Annotated in this window: 24 protein-coding genes; 1 reads left to right on the plus strand and 23 read right to left on the minus strand. The window is 48.2% G+C overall.

What is annotated here, in order from left to right; translation table 11 throughout:
• Positions 1-62: 62 nt before the first annotated feature.
• Positions 63-545: a threonine/serine exporter family protein gene (locus PUQ60_RS02945; RefSeq protein WP_022360038.1), complete on the minus strand. Its 483-nt coding sequence runs from the start codon at positions 543-545 to the stop codon at positions 63-65.
• Positions 545-1351 (minus strand): threonine/serine exporter family protein, encoded by an 807-nt coding sequence (locus PUQ60_RS02950; RefSeq protein ID WP_022360037.1) that lies wholly within the window; start codon positions 1349-1351, stop codon positions 545-547. Before PUQ60_RS02950 ends, PUQ60_RS02945 begins: the two co-directional genes overlap by 1 nt.
• A gap of 246 nt (positions 1352-1597) precedes the next feature.
• Between PUQ60_RS02950 and PUQ60_RS02955 the strand changes: the two genes are divergently transcribed.
• Positions 1598-2191: a cupin domain-containing protein gene (locus PUQ60_RS02955; RefSeq protein ID WP_022360036.1), complete on the plus strand. Its 594-nt coding sequence runs from the start codon at positions 1598-1600 to the stop codon at positions 2189-2191.
• 138 nt (positions 2192-2329) lie between these two features.
• Here the strand turns inward: PUQ60_RS02955 and PUQ60_RS02960 are convergent, their stop codons facing one another.
• From PUQ60_RS02960 to PUQ60_RS03060, 21 genes are all read right to left on the minus strand, one after another.
• Positions 2330-3529: an amidohydrolase family protein gene (locus PUQ60_RS02960; RefSeq protein WP_273379641.1), complete on the minus strand. Its 1200-nt coding sequence runs from the start codon at positions 3527-3529 to the stop codon at positions 2330-2332.
• Between the two features lie 260 nt (positions 3530-3789).
• Positions 3790-5457 carry a 2-isopropylmalate synthase gene (gene leuA, locus PUQ60_RS02965; protein ID WP_273379638.1) on the minus strand — a complete coding sequence of 556 codons (1668 nt, stop codon included), beginning with the start codon at positions 5455-5457 and terminating at the stop codon, positions 3790-3792.
• A gap of 478 nt (positions 5458-5935) precedes the next feature.
• Positions 5936-6490, minus strand: a complete 555-nt coding sequence (locus tag PUQ60_RS02970; RefSeq protein WP_182431244.1) for a phosphatase PAP2 family protein — start codon at positions 6488-6490, stop codon at positions 5936-5938.
• Positions 6491-6513: 23 nt separating this feature from the next.
• Positions 6514-7866 carry an MATE family efflux transporter gene (locus PUQ60_RS02975; protein ID WP_273379635.1) on the minus strand — a complete coding sequence of 451 codons (1353 nt, stop codon included), beginning with the start codon at positions 7864-7866 and terminating at the stop codon, positions 6514-6516.
• 153 nt (positions 7867-8019) lie between these two features.
• Positions 8020-9309, minus strand: coding sequence for a hypothetical protein (locus PUQ60_RS02980; protein WP_273379633.1), 1290 nt, complete (start codon positions 9307-9309; stop codon positions 8020-8022).
• Positions 9296-10144, minus strand: a complete 849-nt coding sequence (locus tag PUQ60_RS02985; RefSeq protein ID WP_273379631.1) for a DNA adenine methylase — start codon at positions 10142-10144, stop codon at positions 9296-9298. Before PUQ60_RS02985 ends, PUQ60_RS02980 begins: the two co-directional genes overlap by 14 nt.
• A gap of 188 nt (positions 10145-10332) precedes the next feature.
• Positions 10333-10740 carry a prepilin-type N-terminal cleavage/methylation domain-containing protein gene (locus tag PUQ60_RS02990; RefSeq protein WP_273379629.1) on the minus strand — a complete coding sequence of 136 codons (408 nt, stop codon included), beginning with the start codon at positions 10738-10740 and terminating at the stop codon, positions 10333-10335.
• Positions 10741-10952: 212 nt separating this feature from the next.
• Positions 10953-12296: an MATE family efflux transporter gene (locus tag PUQ60_RS02995; RefSeq protein WP_273482834.1), complete on the minus strand. Its 1344-nt coding sequence runs from the start codon at positions 12294-12296 to the stop codon at positions 10953-10955.
• Between the two features lie 4 nt (positions 12297-12300).
• A complete protein-coding gene (locus PUQ60_RS03000) occupies positions 12301-12438 on the minus strand; it encodes a hypothetical protein (protein WP_181357196.1) in 138 nt (45 codons plus the stop codon).
• Between the two features lie 240 nt (positions 12439-12678).
• Positions 12679-13347, minus strand: coding sequence for an aspartate/glutamate racemase family protein (locus PUQ60_RS03005; protein ID WP_118493351.1), 669 nt, complete (start codon positions 13345-13347; stop codon positions 12679-12681).
• Between the two features lie 77 nt (positions 13348-13424).
• The gene (locus PUQ60_RS03010) at positions 13425-14366 is read right to left on the minus strand and encodes an aminopeptidase (RefSeq protein ID WP_273379625.1); all 942 of its coding nucleotides are present in this window, start codon (positions 14364-14366) and stop codon (positions 13425-13427) included.
• Between the two features lie 14 nt (positions 14367-14380).
• Entirely contained in the window at positions 14381-15058 is a 678-nt protein-coding gene (locus tag PUQ60_RS03015) for an AroM family protein (RefSeq protein ID WP_273482836.1), read from the minus strand.
• Positions 15059-15250: 192 nt separating this feature from the next.
• Positions 15251-16336: a DUF917 family protein gene (locus tag PUQ60_RS03020; RefSeq protein WP_273482838.1), complete on the minus strand. Its 1086-nt coding sequence runs from the start codon at positions 16334-16336 to the stop codon at positions 15251-15253.
• A gap of 42 nt (positions 16337-16378) precedes the next feature.
• On the minus strand, positions 16379-17692 hold the full coding sequence (locus PUQ60_RS03025) for a cytosine permease (protein ID WP_273379620.1): 1314 nt from the start codon (positions 17690-17692) through the stop codon (positions 16379-16381).
• A gap of 16 nt (positions 17693-17708) precedes the next feature.
• Positions 17709-19397, minus strand: a complete 1689-nt coding sequence (locus PUQ60_RS03030; RefSeq protein WP_273379619.1) for a nitrilase-related carbon-nitrogen hydrolase — start codon at positions 19395-19397, stop codon at positions 17709-17711.
• A gap of 244 nt (positions 19398-19641) precedes the next feature.
• The gene (locus PUQ60_RS03035; RefSeq protein ID WP_273379617.1) at positions 19642-20424 is read right to left on the minus strand and encodes an IclR family transcriptional regulator; all 783 of its coding nucleotides are present in this window, start codon (positions 20422-20424) and stop codon (positions 19642-19644) included.
• Between the two features lie 52 nt (positions 20425-20476).
• On the minus strand, positions 20477-20605 hold the full coding sequence (locus PUQ60_RS03040) for a hypothetical protein (RefSeq protein ID WP_273379615.1): 129 nt from the start codon (positions 20603-20605) through the stop codon (positions 20477-20479).
• Complete coding sequence (locus PUQ60_RS03045; RefSeq protein WP_118749204.1) at positions 20595-21134, minus strand: histidine phosphatase family protein; 540 nt, start codon at positions 21132-21134, stop codon at positions 20595-20597. Before PUQ60_RS03045 ends, PUQ60_RS03040 begins: the two co-directional genes overlap by 11 nt.
• Before the next feature lie 418 nt (positions 21135-21552).
• A complete protein-coding gene (locus PUQ60_RS03050; protein WP_243034048.1) occupies positions 21553-21714 on the minus strand; it encodes a hypothetical protein in 162 nt (53 codons plus the stop codon).
• Between the two features lie 3 nt (positions 21715-21717).
• The gene (locus PUQ60_RS03055) at positions 21718-22902 is read right to left on the minus strand and encodes an AI-2E family transporter (RefSeq protein ID WP_273417077.1); all 1185 of its coding nucleotides are present in this window, start codon (positions 22900-22902) and stop codon (positions 21718-21720) included.
• A gap of 220 nt (positions 22903-23122) precedes the next feature.
• On the minus strand, positions 23123-23842 hold a 720-nt coding region (locus PUQ60_RS03060), incomplete at its 5' end, for a YoaP domain-containing protein (RefSeq protein ID WP_273482840.1).

Consider the following 23842-nt stretch of genomic DNA (forward strand, 5'->3'; position numbering starts at 1 on the left):
TCATATTTTCCTTAATAGTACGAGGGTATTCTACTATATTTTAAAGGAAAAGTAAACCGCGGCTACTTTTTACCTTCTTTCCCAGGTTCCCACACCTCTATCTCCCGCTTCCATCCAAACAGATGTCCCGGAAGCGAATATGCCGCTCCGATCCCCAGCCCGATTGCGATCGCCATCTTGATTGTATCCATGCCATACTGGAGCGCCAGCGCTTCCTGCCCCATGAAGAAGTTGTAGGCGGTATAGTAGATCGCCGCTCCAGGCACAAGCGGGAAGATGCCGCATACCAGAAAGAGGATCGTCGGCGCTTTCCGCTGTATCGCCAGACAGCGCGACAGCATCGTCAAAACCGCGCTCGCCGCGAAGGTCCCGATGATCGGCGTCTGATAAGCTGCCATGACCGCCAGATACACGCCCCAGCCGACTGCCCCGCAGATACCACAGTCCAGCCAATACTTCTTCGGAACTCCAAACAGCGCCGAAAAGGCGGCAGTTCCGACACAGGCCGCCAGAAGCTGCCCCAGAATTTCCCCTGCCATTTCCATCAGAGCATACCTCCCATCGCAAACATCCAGAACCGCAGTGCCACACCAACTCCGATCGCAATACAGCCCGCCGTCAAAAAGGCGTCTACAAAACGGATCAGACCGGATAAATAATCATTTTCCAAAAAATTCCGGATCGAATTGGTCAGCGGCACACCCGGCGCCAGCGTGAACACAGCTCCGATCATGACATGATCCAGACTTTCTCCCAGCCCGATCCAGCACAGCAAACAACAGCACAATGCAAGCACGCTGCTCGTCATGATCGTCTGCATCATCCGAGACGAAGAAAAGCGCGGAGCTGCGTATAAAAGGAACAAATACAGCAGCACTCCCGCCACAAATGCCGCCGCCGTATCGCGCAGGCTGCCCTGGAACAGGTAACAAAATCCAGCGCTTCCAATTCCTGCCGCCAGAACCTTTCCCCGATTTTCGAGCACTTTCATGTGTTCAATCTGCTCAAGGCGCATCCGCATCTCATAAGGACCGCATTTACCCGCCGCAATCTTTCTCGACAGATCATTTAAGGCATCCACCCGGCATAGAATCGTAGGTGCCAGCGGCACATAACAGATACGGCTGGAATAAAACCGCCCGTCAATCACCACATTTGAAAAAATTCCATTCGCAATCACATACGCATTAAATGCTTCAAGACGCAGCGCCCGCGCCGCATACTCCATCGCCTGCTCCGCCCGGAATACCTCCCCGCCGTTGGAAAGAATCGCATTTCCCAGACGGGTCACCAAACGGAAGCGCTCGATCTGGGAACAATCCTCGATCGAAGCGCGTACTATTTCCTTCATTCTGTTTCTCCCCCTGTTTTTTATTTTCTGTCCACCCGTTTTCTCTATCCCATTCTCCTGTCCCTTCTATCCTCTCACTGATTCACTTCTCCAAATCTGCCGCCCATTTCAGCCTTTTCCAAAAAAATCGTTCCATTTTGAATTAAATTTGCCCGCCAAAACTCCCCCTTTGGTTGACGTTCCACTGAAAATCCTGTATAGTGGATATATGATATTAAAGAATGATACCGCAAGGGGGATATATCTATGGATCATAATGTTACCATCGGTGCCAAGGTGAAAGCCTTCCGTACCGCAAAAAAATACACACTGAAACAGCTCAGCGAAGAGTCCGGTCTGTCCATCGGCTTTCTTTCCCAGTTGGAGCGCGGTCTCTCTTCGATCGCAATCGACTCTCTGGCAAAGCTTGCTACGATTCTCGGAGTTAGTCTGTCTTCGTTCTTTGACTCCTCCGCCGATCAGGAGAAATCCCCGGTCAGCCGGAGTTTTGCCATGCACTGTTCCCAGATCAACCCCCAGATCGTACAGTACCTGGTCAATGGAAATGCACAGGGATTTGCCTGTCTTCCGCGTATCTTCCACCTGATGCCGTCTGCCACCACAAGCTCTGAAAACCAGCTTGAGATGAATCAGCACGACGGTGAAGAATTTATCTACGTTCTGGAGGGTATCCTGACCGTATATCTGGACGGCAGCGAATACTGCCTGAATCCGGGCGACAGCATCCAGATCCACTCCCAGACCCCGCATGACTGGGTCAACAACACAAACCGTGTCGTTAAGATTCTGACCGTACACACGCCGAATCCGTTTGTTCATGGGAATGAAGTCGTATTTTAAATAGTCTGCGCGGTATAGAAACATAATAAAAGCTGTCTCTTTTAGAATTTCAAGATGTTTTTATTTTCTTTTTGGTTTTTCCCATCTCAGGAAACAAAAACTCCTGCATTTCTGAAAAAGACAGCTTTTTCATATCTTTTACACCGTATACACTATTTCTCCTGCCAGATACACTTCCTGCACATCATCCAGCGCACGAATATTCTTTGAGACATCACCCTTTACAATCAGCAAATCGCCAGCCAATCCTTCTTTCAGGCTGCCTGTCTCGTTCTCAATACCAAGCACGCTTGCCGCGTTGTAGGTTGCCGTGCGGATCGCCTCCATCGGCGTGATTCCATAGTCTACCATATAGCCGAGTTCCTGATGAATCGGAAGCGGCGGTGCCTTGTAAAGCACCATATCGCTGCCTGCCAGCACCGTAACCCCTGTGTCATAGAGCTTTTTAAAATTATCCCGGTATGCCTCAAACGCCGGTTTGAAAAATGCCTGATCGTGAACGGCTCTGGCGGCGATCGGGTTGTCCATGTCCACACCCGCCTCGATCATCTGCTTCGTCTGCTCATACAAATACGTGTATGCCGTGATCGTCGGCGTCCACGCGATTCCTTTTTTCGCCATCTGGCGCGCCTGCGCCTCTGTTAAAAAGGTTCCGTGCTCGATCGTGTCAAATCCCGCGTCAATACACATCTGAATCGACGGCTGCGTACCCGAATGAACCGCGATCTTCACCCCCTGGCGGTGCGCCTCATCGACCGCTGCATCCAGCTCTTCCTGCGTAAATTCCGGGATATCGCCACGGTTGCTCGTCAGGATCTTGACCCAGTCAGCTCCCGCACGCAGCTGTCTTCGGATAGCGGCGCGCACGCCCCACGGGCTGTCCGCCTCCTCGACCCCATCCTGATGTCCGTGTCCACCGGTCATGCAGATACCTGCGTCCGCATGGATAATTCGCGGAACCGTCACATACCCCTTCTGCCCTGCCAGACGCAGCTGCTTCATCAGATTGGGCGGACAGGACAGATCGCGCACCGTCGTAATGCCGAGCCGCAGCGACTGTTTCGCCTGTTCCAGCGCATAGTATGCCACCATATAATCGTCATAATTATCCAGATCCGGCTGGCTGTAGTAGTAGCCAAAATGCACATGCATATCAAACAGTCCCGGCAGGATCGTCGCCTCGCCGTAATCCTTTACCTTCTCTTCCGGGTAGCGCCCCGCCGCTTCCGCTGCGTCTCCTATCCAGCCGATTTTTCCCTCTTTATCCAGATACACCGCCTGATCCTGCAAGCAGGTTCTGCCATCTCCGGTAATTAAATACTTTGCCCTTAGAATCATTTTCACGGATTTCCTTTCTCTTTTTCATAAGCATGAAATTTTCAGTCGAATCTCGTCATTTCATGCAGTTTTTCAGTTTTCTATATCGTAACACCGGGATTTTGTTCTTGTCAATATTGGAATGCGGAGTATCCGGTGAAACCTGTTTTAAAAAAGATGGGCAGGCAGAAAAAGAGCGGCACACATTTCTGCATACCGCCCAAACCAGCGACTGTCCACACGTACACAAGCAGTCACCCTGAATTGATTCATTTTAATTCTTAGTAGAACAATCTGTTTACCGCACTGAAGATACCGCGAATAGATGCTCTCGTAATGTTGGAGCTGATGCCGACACCGTAAGTTGCCCGGCCGCTCTTTACATCCATCAGGTGGATGTAGGAAGCTGCCTGTGCGCCGGAACCGGAACGAAGTGCATGCTCGTTGTAGTCCAGAACACGGATCTCAATGCCAAGTGCCTCCTCGATCGCTCTCTGTACCGCATCGATCGGTCCGTTACCTACGCCCTCAACGGTACGCTCGGTGTCATGATCGGTAAAGGTAAGAATTGCAACGGTTGCGAATGCGCCGCCCTCGTACTCCTTGTCTGTGATCTGGCATTTTTTGAAGTGCATCGGCTCTTTTCTGTCCAGATAGTTTGCACGGAACTCGTCCATGATCTGCTCCGGAGCTACCTCACCCTGCTTTTCTGCAATCTTCTGGATAATGTCAGCAAACTCTTTGTGCATTCCCTTCGGAAGACGGAATCCGTAGAAGGAATCCATAACGAAGGCTACGCCGCCCTTGCCGGACTGGCTGTTGATGCGGACAACCGGCTCGTACTCGCGTCCGATATCGCTCGGATCGATCGGCAGGTACGGAACCTCCCAGATGCCATCGGTTCTCTTCTGAAGCGCCTGCATACCCTTGCTGATCGCATCCTGATGGGAACCGGAAAATGCGGTAAATACCAGCTTGCCTGCATACGGATGTCTCGGATCAACGGCCATCTTTGTGCAGCGCTCGCAAACCTCGGTGATCTCCTTTACATTTTCCAGATTCAACTCCGGGTTGATACCCTGCGAGAACATATTGTAAGCGATATTTAATATGTCGATATTACCAGTACGCTCGCCGTTTCCAAGCAGTGTACCCTCGACACGGTCTGCACCTGCCAAGAGAGCCAGCTCGGTCGCTGCAATGCCGGTACCACGGTCATTGTGCGGATGGATACTTAAAATAATGCTGTCACGGTTCTTAAAATGCTTGTTCATCCACTCGATCTGGTCTGCGTATACGTTCGGAGTCGTCATCTCAACCGTTGCCGGAAGGTTGATGATGATCTTATTGTCCGGGGTTGCGCCCCACTCTTCCTGTACAGCGGTGCAGATATCCAGTGCAAAATCAAGCTCGGTTCCGGTAAAGCTCTCCGGAGAGTACTCAAGGATTACTTTTCCGTCGTAATCTTTCATATATTTCTTTACCATGCGGGTACCATCGATCGCGATCTGCTTTACTTCCTCGCGCTCTGCATGGAATACAACCTCACGCTGTAAGGTAGAAGTCGAATTGTAAATATGTACGATCGCCTTCGGAATACCCTGGATGGCATCGAAGGTTCTCTTGATCAGGTGCTCGCGGCACTGGGTCAGAACCTGTACAACTACGTCGTCCGGGATAAGCTTGCGTTCTACTAACTGGCGCAGGAAATCGTACTCGATCTGGGAAGCTGCCGGGAAGCCAATCTCGATCTCTTTAAATCCAAGTTTTACCAGGAGGTTGAACATCTCGATCTTCTCCTCTACGACCATCGGCTCAACCAGTGCCTGGTTGCCGTCGCGCAGGTCAACGCTGCACCAGATCGGCGCTTTCTCAATCTCTTTATTCGGCCACTCACGCTCCGGGTAATCTACCACCGGAACTCTCTTATATTTCTTGTAATTTAACATGTCTTTCTCCTCCATCACTCTATAATGTACTCTCGGAGTCTTTTCTGCACCTGCTTTTGTGGCTGATTTTCCGCCAGCCGCACCCGAATTTCAGAGGCGGACGCAACGCCAACGCCTCAGAAATTTGGGCGCAACTGACAAAAAAAATCATCTCACAAAATCAAGCACAGAAAGATTCCGAGAGCACATTACCCCTGGTCTCGTTCCAGGTACCTCATCATCAAAAAACGCAGTTCCTATCATCCTAAACTTTGGAGTCGATAGATCACGCCGTACCTTTTAACAATGAATAAAATTACTGATTCTGGTCTAACCCCATCATAATCATCCCTTTTCTATCATAAAAGAAATTATTTCGATTATAGATTATACCATCGGAAATAAAGGATATCAAGAGAAAAACGGGGCAATTACAGGTGTTCTGGCATTACTGTTCACGTATGCGTGAACAGTAACTTCTGGCATCTCTTACATAAAATTATCTATTTTTTCTGTCCTCTGGTTTTTTCATCTTCTGTCTCCAGGACCGTATCAGATGCGCCGCCAGCCGGTTTCCAAAATACCCCGCCGCGCATCCCACAATCATGCCGCCCAAAACATCGGTCGGGTAATGCACATATAAATACATTCTTGAAAACGCCATCAGGATCGCCAGAGGCAGCGTGATTTTCCACCATTTTTTCGCCCCGGCAAAGTACAGAGCCGCGACCGCAGCAAACGAAGCCGCCGTATGTCCCGACGGGAAGGAATAGTCCGCCGGGCGGGCAATGAGCAGCTGAATTGTCTGATTCACATCGCACGGACGGATCCGGCAAACCATAGGCTTTAGTAAGATATTACAGATGATCGCATCCAGACAGAGCGCTGCCGCCAGCGCAGCTCCCCATCTTCTCGTCCGCGGAATCATAAGCAGCAGGCATGTAAACAGAATCCAAATCATTCCTGCATTTCCAAGCCGCGAAATAAACACCATCCAGACATCGCCCACCGGCGTCCGCATCTGCTGAATCCAATCCAGTATTTGTAACTCCATTTTCATTTTGCTCCCTCTGTTTTTTACACAACTTTATGCGCGAGCCATCTCCGGCCCATAAAGCGGAATGTGAATACAATGCCCCGGATCATCCAGTCTGTAAACATGCCGATCCACACCGCGATCGGTCCGAAGCCGTGGACGCGGCAGAGATAAATGCACAGCGTCACCCGGAACGCCCACATACTGATGCAGGAGAGAATCATCGAAAACCTCACATCCCCGGCAGCCCGCATTCCATATGCCGGAATAAATGCGAGCGTCCAGACGATCGGCTTTACCACCGTGATCCATCCGACCATGTAGAGACACATCTTCGCACTCTTCGGCTCCATGCCGCCCAGAATCGTGACCGGTTTCGTCGCCAGAAATACGAGCGCACAGCTTGCGATGATGACGATCTCCGCCACTGCCGTCAATTTTTTGATATAATAGATCGCCTCATCCTTGCGCCCCGCGCCGAGACACTGTCCGACCACCGTCATCATGCCGATTCCGATACCGATCGCCGCGATGCCGTTTAAGTTTTCCAGAATATTCGTCATCGCCTGGGCTGCGATCGCGATCGTCCCGAGGGTCGAGACGGTTGACTGAATCGCAAGCTTTCCAAACTGGAACATCGCATTTTCGATACCGTTTGGGATTCCCAATGAGAGAATCCGCATAATCCGGCGTCCGTCCGGACGGATATGCAGATAGTCACGCACCGCAATTTCCTGGCTGGGATTGTGCAAAAAAGCGAACACCACCACTGCCGAGATAACGCGGGAACCGAACGTGGCAATCGCCGCACCGGCAACTCCAAGATGGAAGCCCCAGATAAGCACCGCATTTCCGGCGATATTTAACCCGTTAGAGACGACCGCGATCGTCATCGGAAGCCTTGTATTTCCCTGCGCCCGGTAGATCGAGGAACCAGCATCATAGAGGGCGATAAATGGGAACGAAAGCGCCGTGTAGAAGAAATAGATCTGCGCTGCCTCCATGACATCCGCCTCGACGCTGCCGAAAATCAGCCGCAGCAGCGGTCCGCGTGTCAGAAGGCAGACTGCCATGACCGCCGACGAGATGCACGCCACCACAAAAGATAACTGTCTCGCGGATTCCTCCGCATTTTTCTTATCTTTCTGTCCGATGTACTGGGAGCAGACGATCGTGCCGCCTGCCGCCAGCGCATAGAATGCCTGTATCACTAAAATATTGATGGAGTCAACCAAAGAAACCGCCGAGATCGCCGCCGATCCCACGTTGCTGACCATAATGCTGTCCGCTGTACCCATCAGGGAGTTTAAAATCTGCTCTACGATCAGCGGAACCAGAAGAATCCGCAGATCGCGATTGCTGAAAAGATGATTTGTCTGCTCTTGTCTGCCCATATGCTGTCCTGTAACTTTCTATATTTTATTCTCTGTCCAAATGGTCCGTTTTTCTAACGGTCAGGCATCACATGCACGGACGCCGCCGCATCTGAGACGAAATTACCCCCTTAGCATGATAACGGATACATATAATAATTCCGCACCATTGCCCTATCCTTCGTTCACCAGCGTCAGAATCCAGTACAGCCATGCCCGCACTGAACTTGACCTTCGCACGATCAGATTCTCCCCGCAGACCTGGTATTCCCGCATTTTCTTTGCGACATACTCCTTGTCCGGAACATCTCCGATCTGAAGGGCAGCCTCAAATAAATCGTGGAAAATCGGGTGTTCCAGAATCAGGCGGACGTATTCGAGCTGGCGCGCCCTATACGGCAGTTTCAAAAGCCGTCTTCCCATCGCCGTGATATGCACTTTCACGCCGTCCTCATCCGTCTGCTTCTCCGCCAGCCCCAGATAGCGGCACGCGTTGAAATAATAGTCCGACTGTCGCTCCTTAAATCCAAAAAGCTGCGCGATCTCCCCGCCCGTCATTGGATTCTCGTTCAGCCGTTCCACCAGTGAAATAACCTTGTAAAAGCTGTCCGCCTGGATAAAGGTAACCGCCGGTTCCGGCTTGACCTTTGTTCGTGACCAGACATCGTATAAATCATCCAGCGTGATCTCGATTTCCTCTAAGCTATAATTTCGCTCCTGCACCAGCCGCAGCGAATTGTAGTAGCGCAGGTCCGTAAATTCATATTCCAGCAGGCGGAAAATATTATTCGAATACACCATAAACACCGGACGGATCGGCTTGTGTATCTTCTCCTCCCAGAGTCTCGCCGGATAATAGAGCTGCCGGATCAGAAAATTGCTGTGGACGACGTTTTTTCCCTCGATCAGCGTAAATACATTCTCATTTTCAAATCCGCCGTCGATCTCGACCTGCGAATTCTGTACCTGGATAAGCGGCTTTTTTTCAATCGGCTCTGATTTTTGATAGTCGCTGACATAAAACTCAAAATTTCCAGACCCCATCCGCCCCGAAACCGTCTGCACCATGCGATCCTCGCCCAGAAAATCATCCAGAATCCCCGTGATGCTCATAACATTGATCGCGCTGGCTTCCGAGCGGATGTCATGAAGGTCGATCGACTCAAAGTAATCGGGTATCTTCGCGCTCGTCACCCGTTTGATATCGGACGGAATCTCCGGAAAATCCTGATATAAGTCAAACTCGCCCAGCACATAGCCGCCGCGCGACACCGGAAGAATCGAAATCTTCTTTCCAAACACCCGCGGCAGGGATTCCCGCGTGTCAAATTTCGTCATCAGACGCGGTTCCTTGACTTCGCGGATCTGGTCGGCGGTGATGTAAAACCGCCCATGTTTCTCAATTTCCCGCTCAATCCGGTATTTATCAAATAAAATTCTCCATTTATCATCAATCAAGCTCATAATTGCGTACCAGAACTTCCTGAATCTCTCCGCGCTTCTCCGGTTTCACGTTGATCGCGCGCTTGGCATCCACGTGGTCGATGATGTAATCTTTATATAAATCCTCGATAAATTCGCAGGACGAATTGGAAAGCAGGAACTTGATGCCCTTTGCATTCAACATGTCGCACTGCTCTTTTAATGCGATCTGCTCTTCCTCCCCGAAGCCGCCCGCGGTGTAGCCCGTGAACGACGCCGACGAGCTGATCGGCATATAAGGCGGATCAAAATAGACGAACGCGCCCTTCCGGATGCCCTTTAACGCCTCGCGGTAATCGCCGCATTTGATCGTAATATTCGCTTTATTTAAATACGTATTCAGCGCATGGATAGTCGCCTCGTTCGTGATATTCGGGTTCTTATATCTGCCCCACGGAGAATTGAACTCGCCGGAGCTGTTGACGCGGAACAGGCCGTTGTAGCAGGTCTTGTTCAGGTAAATGATCCGCGCTGCCCGCTCGACGTTGGTCCGCGTCTGATACGTCTCCTTATCGCGATCCCACGCCCGCACCGTATAATAATACTCCTCGCAATTCTGTTCCTTATGGGCGCTCAGCGCCGCAATCAGCTCTTCCGGCTCTTCCTTGATCATCCGGTATACATTGATCAGCTCTTCGTTGGAGTCATTGATCACCGCCTTGTTCGGCTGTCTCCCAAAGAGCACCGCACCGCCCCCGATAAACGGCTCATAATAGGTCGAACATTCCGGGATCAGCGGATTGATGCTGTCCAGCAGCTGCCGTTTGCCGCCTACCCATTTTAGGATGGGCATGACGAACGGATTTTTTCTTGACATCGGATAGGGTACCTCCTTCTGTTTGTCTTCCGGATACATTGCAATACAAAAACGGGAAATCAGATGTCCGCTTGTGCTCTGATTACCCGTTTATTATAATCGTACAACTGTTCTAGTTCATTATACTTGACTTTGGGGTGGATGTCCAGCATTAGAACCGGAAATTCCTTATGTATTCTCAAGCTATATCATTGACTCGTATATTTCTCTCCTAAACCTAAGTCACATTTTGCATGACCTTTATTACAATTATATGCAATTGAATATCCTTTATCCTTCTTAAACCTAACTGCACAGTATCCAGCCTTCATCTTAACCTTATGCCCATCTAAAAAAGTCACCGACTGCCAGTCATAATCGCTCCCTGCTACATCAACATCAATCACTTTAACCTTCGGATTCGGATTCTGCTTCTGGGTAGACATATAATCTGCCTGTATTTCCGCATAATATGCCCTGAGATTCGCCCAGTCTGCCGCCACCTCTGCCTTGTGCATCTGTGCCGTAAAAATCGGGATTGAAATTGATACCAGTATTCCAATAATAACAACCACTATCAAGAGTTCAACCAGTGTAAAACCTTTCTGTCTCTTCATCACAAATTTCTCCTTCTGTCAGTTTATGTTATTATATTCGTTTTTTCTTCCTAAAGCAATTACATGATGTTGGGGTCAAAAATTCTCCCGCAAGCAAGCTTGCGTCGAACTTCTGACCTTTTGACCCTGGTATCATTACATATTTTTAACAAAATCGATATTCATAAATCAAACAAGACAAACGTATGTATTTCGTTTCCGTACATCCAAATTTATCGAGACGGCTCCACTTTCTCAGCCAGCCAGGATTTTCTCAGTGCCGCATAGGAAACCAGAAAGTTGGCAAGCCATCCTGCCGGCACGGCAAGCCAAACAAAATTAATGCCAAAACGCGGTGCACCGATCAACGCCACGGACAGGCGGATCGCAAGATTTACCATGTTGGCAACGAGGAATGGCCGCATGATTCCGAGTCCGCGAAGGACTCCATCGGTCGCCATTTTAATTCCCATAAAAATAAAGAAGTAACCAAGCCATCTCATATAATCCCCAGACACCTGATAAGCCAGGGCGGTTCCGTCTTTTCCAAGGAACAGTGATGAAATCTGCGTGTGCAGCGTTTCAATGACAAGGAAAGCAAGCGCCGCAAAACACACATCCAGCACCAATGCTGCGTGGTAGCCTTTTTTGATGCGCTGGGTTTTGTTTGCGCCAAGATTCTGGGAAACAAATGGGGAAACCGCATTGCCGATGGACACAAAAATCAGGGAAAAAACATTCTCCACACGCATCGTTGCCGCGTATCCGGCGAGTGCCTGTGTGCCAAAAGGATTTACCACCGCCTGTACGATCATCATACCGATGGATACGGTAGACTGCTGAAGAACCGACGGAACAGCAATCCGAAGCATCGAGCGCAGCTCCTGTCCCTCAAACCAGGCAAAGATACTCTTATACCGCCGCATCCGGTAAAAGAAAATCAAAAGTGAAAACACAGCCGAAATGCCCTGTGCGATCAAAGTTGCAAGCGCCGCACCGAACACGCCAAGTCCCAGACCGGCTACCATCCAAAGATCCATCACAATATTCAGGATGGATGAAAAGATCAGCAGCCCCAGCGGAATTTTTGATTCACCGATGGAAGTGAACATGGTGGAGAGAATATTGTACATGAACAAAAACGGAAAGCCCACAAAATAGACCCGCAAGTACAGTACCGCTTCGTCCAGAATATCGGCAGGGGTCTGTAACCCGCTCATCATCGCATGGGAAAAGCAAAAGCCAAAGATACCAAGGAGGATGCTCAGAAGCAAAAAGCTGATCAGTGACGTAGACACAATGGTTTTCATTTTGCCATACTCTTTGGCGCCGAAATAGCGACTCACAAGCACACCTGCACCGACACCGGCACCCAGTGCCACACAAATGAAAACATTCGTCAGGGCTGCACAGGCACCCACCGCTGCCAGTGCAGAGGAACCCACAAACTGACCGACGATAATGGAGTCAGCCATATTGTATACCTGCTGAAAAAAACTGCCGAGAATCATCGGCATTGCAAAAACCGTCAACGCTTTCAGCGGCGCATCGGTAATCAAATACTCATCTTTTGACATGATCCTATTCCTCCACAACTTCCTGCTTTTTACCCGAAAGCACAAGCTTAGCAAGTACGATCCGTAATTCGTGTACAAAAATTCCGGCAAAACCAAAACAGGGTCCAGAAATAATTGGCATAACATTGTTAATTCGTTTCATAATTTCACTCATTCACTTTCTGCGCCACAGTTGCAGCTATGGTTATCCGGTGCCTCCATTGCCTTTTACTGTGTTCAGCAGCTGCTGGGAATGTATGTGTACCCAGCATAATATTTATATAAACCGCCAGTTTTTCTGTCTATTTATATTATAATCGATCTTCCATTTAAGATACAATCATTATACACAAAAAAGCTCCGCCTATATTTTAGTATAGACGAAGCTTCCTAATTCTAACTCCTAATCCTCCATATTTTCTCTTCTCAATAGCTCAAACAATGTCAGCAGTCCCTCACACAAAACAGGATCCAGAACCGGAATTCCTACTGTCTTTTCGATGGAGGGAGCAATACGGATACTGGACATTCCTGTACAGCTAAGGGCAATCACATCGGCACCCATCTCTTTCTGCGCAGCCGCTGCTTTCATGGTGGCTTCATATCCTCTGTCTGTCATCAAATCCAGGACATTTTCTACCCCATCTCCCTTTGCATTGTCTACAATCCGATCACCGAATATCCGCTGATATCCTGACGGTACATCTTCGGTAATCCCCAACACAGCCGGATGACTGCCAAAAAACAGACTCAACGCTGCAGTACTGGATCCCGCTCCTATAACCGGAATCGGTACAGCCTGTCTTGCCTCCGGAACTCCCGGATCACCGGCACAGCTGATAATAATAGCCTGACAGCCTTCCTTCCACAGTTCCACTGCAAGATTCACCACCTTAGGTACACCTACAGCGAATGTTTCATCATCATGAATTCCCTCCGGTTGTTCCGGAATACATCGTGACACCACCTGGAACATAGGGAAATACGATTCTATCAGCTTTCCATGCAGCTGCAGCAATTCCTCGTCCTCTGTGGTCAGCACCCGAATCAGACCAACTTTATAAGTTTTCATATTATACGTCCTTTCTCTCTTGTTTCGTGAAAATAATTTCATGAAGAAAGTACTCCAGCAGCAATTGGAAGTTCTCCTTAAATCTGGAAAACTCCATCTAACATAACTAGCTTGTCATCCAAATATAATGTAGGATTCTTAATAATTCCATCCATATGGCAGTCTGCCTGATTATTTCCTCCAAATCCCACGTTAGTACCAAAGGCAATATGAACCGTTTGATAAGCTTTCTCATCCTCCAGAATAACGCCGATCAGTCTGGCCGCATAGTTGGTTCCAATGCCCAGTTCACACAGAGTGGCATTGTTCCTATTTCTCAAGAGAATCTCCAGTTTCTCTGCCTCTTTTCCTTGGATGCTTTGAAGAACCCCGTCCTTCACTTTCACTTCCAAAGGCTGTTCTAATAAACCGATTCCAACCATAGATCCATCAATTACCATCGTACCATTTGCTCCTGTCTCTATCGGAGCTATGTAGGACTCTCCGGAAGGAAGATTTCCCGCCTGCCCCTTTTCCCGATAGACACCAGGGCTAGATACTCCACGCCGTCCCCGAAGATCCAGCGTTAAAACATGTCCATCTTTCTCTATGCGGGCTGTATTGGCATTCGTCAATAAATCAGTCACCTGCTCTGTAAGTGCCATAACACGACTGTAATCTGCAGTCATAGCACCCATGGCAAACATTTCCTCCGTGATTCCCGGCATTGTAGCAATCCTTGCTCCAGCTTCCGCTGCCTCAATTTTGGCGCGTGTATGCGTAATCGATGTTTTCATGGGGCAAATCACCACATCCGCCGCCTTCATGGCAGCTGCCACTACAGAGGGTGGTTCCTGACCAGATACCTCTCGAGCAGGCATGGTCATTAACATAGCTTCTGCTTTCAAAAGTTTAGCTGCCTGATACAAGGCCTGACCAATGGCATACTTCTCATCATCGGTCACTATCAGTACGTTCTCCCCTGGTTTGACATTCATGCAGTTTGTTAAAATATTTTTTCCAATTTCCGCCAGTTCCATCGTATTTTCCCCCCTTATGACAACAGCTCCATCATAACCCGAACTGCAAGTGTCCGGGATAAAATCACCCGTTTTCCAGACAATTTCTGAAATCGCTCTTTCATTCCGATATTATAGCCAATGCAGTCCATTACCACCAGATCCACATCCATTTTCGCTGCAGCTCTAGCCGCCGCATCCAAATCATCCTGGCTGCCATAGGGAGAAGCCGGAATAACAATACTCTCCTTTACATACTGATTCCACTTTTTCTCTGTCTGTTCCACGTGCTGCGGTGTAGGAACCACTACAGCGATCTTTCCTCGATTAGACAAAGCCGACACAAGGCCATTAAGCACCTTGCACGGAAAAATCAATGGCACTTTCGAATGAAACACAGCTGGAAAATCTCCCGTGCACAAAAACAGAATCAAATTTACGCCCTGCTCTTCCAACCGATCGATACACTGCTGCAGCTGGGGCAGAATATGTCGTTCGGCAAACATAACCGAACTTCCGTCTCGAAGTCGCGAGATTAAAGTATAATCCTCTGGTCCTGGTGCAAATGCCTGGATATCCTCCCGAGTGAGCCCATCTAATGCACCTGCCTGAATTAGTTCCACCTGCTCACCCATCAGCGGAAGCAATTCTTGAACCACATCCGCCCTGGGTGACTGCCCAATGGTTATTGCTCCAACTTTCATCTTCACCATCTTAATTTCCTCCATCTTATACTTGTCCTATCGTAACTGTTCAGTACCTTCACAGTCACGCGCAAAAATCCATTAAAAATTGCCTACGGCAATGGGATTTTTGCCTGCTGAACCGTTACGTCCTATCTACAAAGGCCCCGCTGCCAGTATTTTGGCGGCGGGGTCTTTCGCATAGATTTCCTTATCTCCTTATCAGAATGACACACAATCCACAATAGGACGGTTGATGATCTTCTCTACGCCCGCCAATAAGTCCTTGTCAAACATGGGAGCCGCCAACTTCAGATGCTGATAACCCACATGAATGAGATAAACTTCCTGGCCCTGCTTCAAGTCAGATGTAGGCGTTGGCCGTCCAGTCTGGCTGTCAAATGTCATAATCAGATCAGGGAATGTGCCTCTGCGCTGTCCATCTGGTCCATCCACCGTCATGTACTCATTCCAGAAAGACATCTCATATCCACCAATCTTAACGATACCTACATCAAAGCCGCCTTCACTGCGCAGCTGATACTCCTCTACCGGACCGTGAGCCAATATCTCACCGCCTAAAAATTCACAAACCTCCTGCACGCCATTTTCTACCGACTTTTCTAATCCCTGTGAATAACGGCGTCCCGTCTCAATAGCCAGTGACAAGCCCCCCACAGCGCTGTTTTTTTGCAGGAACGAAGCCTTCACCGGGTTCCGGATTACAGCCACAAGACCTCCAGCCTCCACAGCAGCCGCCCGCACCAGTTTAGAACAATGATCAATAGAACCTGTAACTGTGCATTCCACGTGTCGGCCCAATTCCTTTCGTCCGCCCACACAGGTCATGGTAGTAATATAATTGGGATCACGATGAAGATTCAGGCTTCCCATCACTCCCGTAGGATGAGCACGGCCGTTGCAGGGAGCGTCTATCAGAGGGATTCCCAGCATGGATGCCTCTAGCCAGCCATTGAACGTAGAACCGCCTCCATTCTCATTAGTAACGATACCTCCTGGACGAATACCCGTGCTTTGAGTAAAGAGCTCCACGCAGCGCATCATATCTGCCGGGGAGACAAACTTCTCCTGTGCGGCAGGAGCCCCTACCATAGAAGCTGTGACAACCACGGTTTCCGGATCAATCTGATCCAACGGGGTTAATTCCAGCTGGCTGAACCGCACAGCCAGATCTCCGAACTCAGCTCCGGTCTTTGCCGAACCGCCTCCACCGCCGCCAAGAATGGAGCCACCAAGAGCCGCCCAACGGACATGTTCTTCTGTCAATTTCATTCCAATATGTTCCATAACTTTCTTCCTTTCTATATTCTGCATCAAAATGCTTCCACCTTAATTCTTCTTATTTGCCACCAGATTAAATACCACATGCAGCACAACCGTAGCTACCATACCATTAATAGCCTGAATGCCCGGAGAGAAAATAGCAACTGCTACACCACATCCCCAAGCCAGAACGGAAGGCCACTTGATAAGTGGAAGGTTTTCGTAAGAAATGTCATTATAATTATAATTATGTTTTACTCCAAACAAAGGCAGTACCAAATAATCAGCCACCATAACTGCAGCCATTGGCGGAATTACAATACCAAGCCATGTCATATACGGCACAAAGTAGTCCACCACACCACAGAAACCTAAAGCAATTCCGATAGCGCCCAGAACAATGGTAACAGTGCTCTTTTTCTTCACTTCGATAATGTTGCATGTCGCATTGGATGCGGAGTACAGGTTCTGCTGGTTAGTTGTCCATGCAGCTAAAGTAATAAGCACAGCACCAATGATTCCTGAACCAGTGGCCAATACGCCGATGTAATCAGATACTACTCCGAAATCCCATGTTTCCAGATGCAGAGCAGCTGCAATACCAGCAATTGGAAGCAGGAAATGACCAAAGAAAAGACCAGCGATCCAAACGATAGAAATCTTTATGATATCCGTCTTTGCAAATCGACCGCAGTCGGGAACAGTAGCCATTCCGGCTGCCCAGCTGCCAATAACTGTGGTAACGCCAGTAGCCATGGTGCCAATCTGACTTCCCGTAGGGCTATAAGAGAACAAAGAATCTACGCCAATCAATCTTACACAGTTAACCAGTGCCAAAACAATAAACAGAAGCAACGGAATCGCTGCAAATGTGCTTAACTTCTCCATTCCCTTAAATCCCTTAATCGCTGTAGATGCCATCATAATTCCGCCCAGCACTGCCAGGATCGGTACACTTATCGGAAGATACTGAGACCAAATCTGCCCAAAGAAGCCCAACTGGGTGGCAAACCAACCCACGGAGGTCACACAGATAATCGCCGAGAAAATATAAGTTCCTACCCGACCTACGGTAAACCGAATCAATGACATTGCTGCCAATCCGGTTTTTGAACCGATATACACAGTCATAATCATGACCACCACTAATATAATATCACCGATTGACAGGGCAATGAGAGCATCCCGAAACTTCATGCTGGATCCCAACGCCGTACCTGTAGCCAGGTCTCCTACTACTACATTCCAACATAACCAGACGAAAAACATCTTAATCCATCCGTACCGCTTATTCTGAGGAACCGGGGTATAAATATAATCCTGATCTTCCACGTTAGACTCAGTTGTCACAGCATTCACATCCTGTTTTTTATCACTCATATGGCTCTCCCTTCTTTTAAAGCACACAATCCGTTTCTTCTATCAACTTGTCATACCATGTAGTATGTCTGGTCCCAAGCATTGGCTTTTCTCGAACCAGGTTTATCACTGGACACCCACTTTCATCTGAGAATATAAATCGAGTATCCATTGTCATATCTGCAAATCCGCTCTCGTTGAGCACCACCTCATTCCGCGGTACTAGGAACATATCTGGACCAAATATGCCGCTCACTCCTTTTTGAGCCGCAAAGGCTGCGTATGTACTATTTTCATTAGCCCTTACCCTAGCAAGATGATAATGTTCCACCTCCTGTTGAACCTCTGGAATACCAGGAGGGCACGACGGATTTTCCACTGCTGGAATAGCTAAAATATCGCATCCTCTATTGGCCAGCAATCGAGGCACTTCCGTAATAAAAATTTCGTTGCCTAACAGTACACCGATTCTGCCATAAGGGCGATCAAGGACCAGTCCGGCACAGTCTCCTGCTTCCGCCCACTGTGCTTCTCTCTCAGTCAGATGACTCTTCCGATAGTAATGACGAGAACCATCTTCGCACAAGCATGCTGCTGCATTCCATAGCTTCCCGTTTTCTTCTAATACAAAGCCCAGAATCACATCCACATGATTCTCCATGACTAGAGAAGATAGCTCTTTCCACACAGGATCATCCTCTCGAATGGCCATGCACTGTGCTTGCTGCAAGTCATCAGGCACACCTCCAAGCACCAATTCAGGCAGAACCAGCAAGCGATCTCCTTGCTTCCCCGCTTGACTGATAGCCTGCTTTACAGCCATAAAACCTTCTTCCCGATTCTCTGGCTTTATGCTGCATACCGCCGTTGAAAATTGCTTTCCCTCAAGCAATGGCTCCGTAGCATATGCTTGGTAATACTGGCTCTGATACCATGGATAACGCTGTAACTGAAGTTCACGGTAGAGTTTCGGACGGCGTAAAGGAATATCGCTTCGATCCGGCTTCATCTCTAAATCAATCTCAGCTATAGCAATTCCATCCCCATGAGGCTGACATGCCACTACTCTGCCCTCTGGATCAATAATCCCGCTTCCGCCGCAGAAATCGAATCCTTTTTCATTTCCGTGCCGATTAGAAGCAATCACATACATACCGTTTTCCTTAGCACGTGTCAGCCAGATATCTGATGGGATAGAGGACTCGTTCCAGTTCATAGGCGCACACAAAACCTGTGCTCCCATAAGCCGGCTTAACCTAGGTCCTTCCGGATAACTTAGATCCATACAAATCTGTATGCCTATGTTCCCAATAGGGGTATCGAACACCTTTACCGGTTCATCTCCCGTTTTAGCCCATGTGCTATCAGGAACATAATGGTGCATTTTTCGATGTCGGCCAATCAGCCCATCTGGTCCTATAAGAACCGCTGAATTGTACAATCTCTCTCCATCCAGCTCAGGAAGTCCTGCAACTAAATAGCAGTCTAACTCCTTTGCTAAATTCTCCAATAATCCTACCGTCTGCCCATTTACTACGGACTCTGCCATCTTGGCCGCTTGTTCCATACTTTCAAAATAGTATCCAGTGGCGCACATTTCTGGCAGGACAATGAGCTTCGCCCCTTGAGCTGCTGCCTGACGCACCAAGTTCGTCAGAGCAGCCAAGTTTTTCTCTTTATCCATAAAATGGCAGTCGTATTGAATCGCTGCACCTTTATACTTCATGCTTCTCACTCTCCTTTCTATCGTTCATTTGTCCGAAATTCCTATTATAGGAATGTAATTACTTTCATAAGAATTATGTTGTTATATTAGCATTTTATCAGAGTCTTGTCAATATACTACATCGAATTCTCATAAATTAGTTTTATATCTATACTTTTTTGTGACAAAAAGAAAATCAGGGCAAAAGACCATTTCTTTTGTCCTGATTCCTTATATTATTACCTATATTTGCATCTGCAACAAATCAATCAGATATTCTACTGTAATAGTTTGAACCCATTTGATTATTGATCTCAACAGCCAGTTGACGCCCCTGCTGGATATATTTCTCCACAACGTCTTGTCGTTCCGAATCATCTACTCCCCCTACACTCAGACCAGCCACTAGCTGGTTAGCTGAGTTATAGATAGGAAATCCAACGGCAAACAGTCCCTCTGTCAGCCTGTTATGAGTAATATCATATCCACGAGCTCGAGCACCTTTCAAATCCTCCTTCAGCTGAGTTTTCTCCTCTTCTGACAACTCTAAGCTATTCAAATAACTGCTTTGAAATTGGGGCGAAGCAAATGCCAGTAATACTCGATTGCTTGCCCCACGAAACAACGGGTATACCCCACCCACAAACACCGAACTCAAACGCCCAGTATTATCTGAGACCACACGATCCACACACAAACTCTGATTTCCGCACGGAATTGTAAGATATGTACTGATCTTGGTACGCTCATGGAAATTCCAAAGAAAATCGTGAGCAATTCGTTTAACATCTTGCCTATGCACCGCACAAAATCCCAACATCAGCACCTGCTCTCCCAAAGAGTACTGTTTCGTAAAAGGATCCTGTGTTAAGAATCCCTCTTCGGTCAAAGTATGTACCAATCGATAGGCGATGGTTTTTCCCACCCCCAGCTCCTTGGCAATCGACGGCAGAGACAGTGTATTCTGCTGTCTAAACATTTCTAAAATAGTTAGGGCACGGCCAACCGTCTGCAGGTAGCTCGCATCATCCTTTTTATTTGGATTCATCTCTCCTCCTTAAGTTTGTGATTTTTACTCTCCCGCTGCTTCCCGGTAAGCTTTACTGCCCGCCTCGCTCCAGGATGTTTTTTCCCCGGATATCACTTCTCCGCATTCTCCATAATTCCAAACGATATCCCTTGGTCGAGAGCACAGCCTGACCGGAAAGGTCATACATATTAGAAATCATACCGCACCACCTGGCAGTTTTTTACGCCAAAGGATGCAAATTCTTCATTGGTCATATCCGTAAAATACGACTGAATCATCCTTGAAATTCCATTGTGTGCCACCAGAATGTATGTCTTATGGTCAGACTCCTGTTTTATCTCATCCAGCAGATTATAGATACGCTGTGCAAGCTGCAGCATGGATTCTCCCCCTTCATATCGGCAGGCAAATGACTCTTTCGCCGTCTTAAACTCTTTGCCGTCTCTCGGCGTAGACTCCCATTTTCCAAAGTTCTGCTCTATGAGTCTTGGTTCTTCCCTGCAGGGAATCCCGCTCATTTCAGAAATAATTTTTGCTGTATCTGCTGCACGGCTAAGGGGTGAATAGAGAATTTCATCTGCCTTGATTCCGCTTTCTACAATATTTTTCCCGGTTTCAGCCGCCTGCTGCCGTCCATGCTCCGTCAACGGACTGTCTGTTGCTCCGCAGATTTTATTCTCCACATTCCACACAGTCTGTCCGTGTCTTACAAAATAAAAATGTCCCATGATGCCATCCCTTCTCATTAGCTTCGCAAGCTTTTTTATACCCAGGAAATTCCCTGCTGCCTATCATCGTCATACATCATTTCCGTCATTGATAATCCTGGGAAAGCAGCTGTCATAATTGTATTATAACTATACTCAGGTTAAGATACAACTCTATCCTTTACTGGGCACGTATGCGCAAACAGTTCCAGTGCTGTTCTCAAAATCCGTTTCTTTGTGCCTTCCGCCATAATTATTTTCTTCATTAAAGTAACCATTCGATAACTACGCTATGATTACCGAATGGTTACTTATCAAGAACTAATGAATAATTCAAGTCGAACGTCTTCCATTTGACTTGCCTCCCTCGAAAACCCTTCGTTTTTCCTCGAACGGCAGCCCTAGATCAATGCCGGCTGCTTCCGACGCCCCCAACTTATCAGCAGATACTTTCAGAACCATACCATTTATTATTGTCGTTGCGCCTCAGTACAGCTTTCCAGTCATTCCAGGGATATTCCGGCTCTGCGCCGTAATGGTCATCCATCTCATCGTAAATAATATGCTCGATAATTGCCGTGGTCTTTGTTGAATAGACCACAGCTTAAAGGGGGCTTGCTTTCTTCATGAACTCCAGATAAAGGCTGAACAGCACGGCGCAGACGGGAACGCTGAACAGCATCCCTAAGATGCCGAATGCTTCGCCGCCGATTGTAACAGCCATCAGCACAAGCAGTCCGGGAAGCCCAACGGACTTGCCGACCACCTTGGGATAAATCAGATTGCCCTCCACCTGCTGCAAAACGATCAGAAAGAGAATGAACCACAGAGCCTTGCCAGGTTCTGCCAGCAGAATCAAAAACGCACCAAAGCCGCCGCCAATCCATGCGCCAAAAATCGGCACCAGCGCAGTGACGGCCACAAACGCGGAGACAGCACCGGCATACGGAATCCCAAGAATCAGCATTCCAAAGAAGCACAGAACACCGATGATAACCGCTTCGGTAAGCTGGCCGCTGACAAAATTTGTGAAGGTCTGATTGGTCAGCGCAGCAATACTAAGAAGCCGCTGCGCCGTCTTTTGCGGAAGGACTGTCTCAATGAGTTTTTTCAAATGTGCCGCGACGGCCTCCTTCTTTGCAAGCAGATAAAGTGCAAAAACAAATCCCAAGAAAGCATCCACAAAAACCGACAGGACAGAGGTTGCCGCGCCCCATGTCACGGTGAGAATCCCGCTTTCCTTGTCACTGATCAAGGCGGTGACCTTCTCAATCAACCGATCAGAGTCTATGACATATTCGGGCAGGACAATGTTATATTTTGCAGCAAACTGGACAACGCCAGCCCACCACCGCCCGATTTCCTCCACATAGACCGGAATGTTTTGGATAAACTCATCGCCGGATTCCCGCAAGCTGGGGAGCATCATAAACACCACAGCAAACAGAATTCCAAGGATGAGCACGGTGCTTGCTGTCAGGCACACGGGGCGGGTCAGCTTTGCAGGAGCTTTGCGGCACGCCTTGTTCCAGCAGCATTCCATTGGCCGAAGAACTACGTTGATCAAAAAAGCAATCGCGCCGCCGATCAGAAACGGAGTGAACAGTGCAAGCACCTTGCCGAGAAAACACAAAACAGCGTCAAGGTTTACCAGCGCCCATGCGAATACAATAAGCAGCAAAAAAGCACGGATGATATAGCGAACGATCGTCTCGTCCGGCCATTTGCCTCCCTGCGGTGCGGGTGTTTCATTTTTGTTAGAGGTTGGATTTTTCAATTTTTTCTCCATGTTTTTCCTTTCTGTCAGTATCGAAATCCTTTTTTTAAATCCGAAAGCACTTTTGCAGGGCTTTATCCTAACTCCTTGTGAATCGCACGATAGCTTTATTGTGCGCAGGTCAAAGACACGTCACATTGGCAAGCTTGAAATAATCAATATATTTTTCATTCTTTTTTTCTCCATTTCATTTGATAACATTATGTTGCGACTCAAAAATAGCGGAGTAAAATCAATTTTGTAAACCTGCCAGCGCCAGGAATTTTTTATCTGACTGGATACTCTGTGTCAGAAACTGACCATCCCGAAACAGTGCATAAGTCGTGACCGGTGCAGGTACATTCTGTGCGCTTTCTTTATCAGTGATATGGATAACCTTAAACGGGATACCATGTTCCTTCGCCGCCTCCTGCACTCTTGGCACCCAATAATAGGTGTATGGGCATTGATCGGTGTAATAAAGAACAAAACCGGCTTCTTCAATCACCGGATGTTTCGCACATTCCTTGAAATGCGGCGGTTGTGCACCCGATTCAATGGGAAGATACATAAGATTGATCCCGCAGTCGGATATGTCTGCCACACAGAACCCCTTATAAGTAAGGAATTTCGGGTCAGCGAGGAATTCCCGCTTTCGGCCCTCCGCGCACAGAATGCAAATACCTTTCTTTCCCTGCGCCTTGGCATCACAGATACATGCCTCCAGCAGATCCTTCGAATATCCGTGTCCCTTCATGGAGCCGGATACCCATAAGCAGTTAATGTAAAGATAATCATCTGCCGCAATCGGCACCCAGGCGTTTTCAGCCGGAATGTATTCGATAAAGCATTTGCCGCGTTCTTCGCTGCGATAGAAAACAAGTCCATCCTCAAAGCGCTGCCGCAGCCATTCCTTTTTTGCAACACTCTGCTTGCCGGACATGGCGCAGCAGATATGTTCCTTGTCAATATT

This window comes from Clostridium sp. AF02-29, from assembly GCF_934835585.1.
GTDB lineage: Bacteria > Bacillota > Clostridia > Lachnospirales > Lachnospiraceae > Otoolea > Otoolea fessa.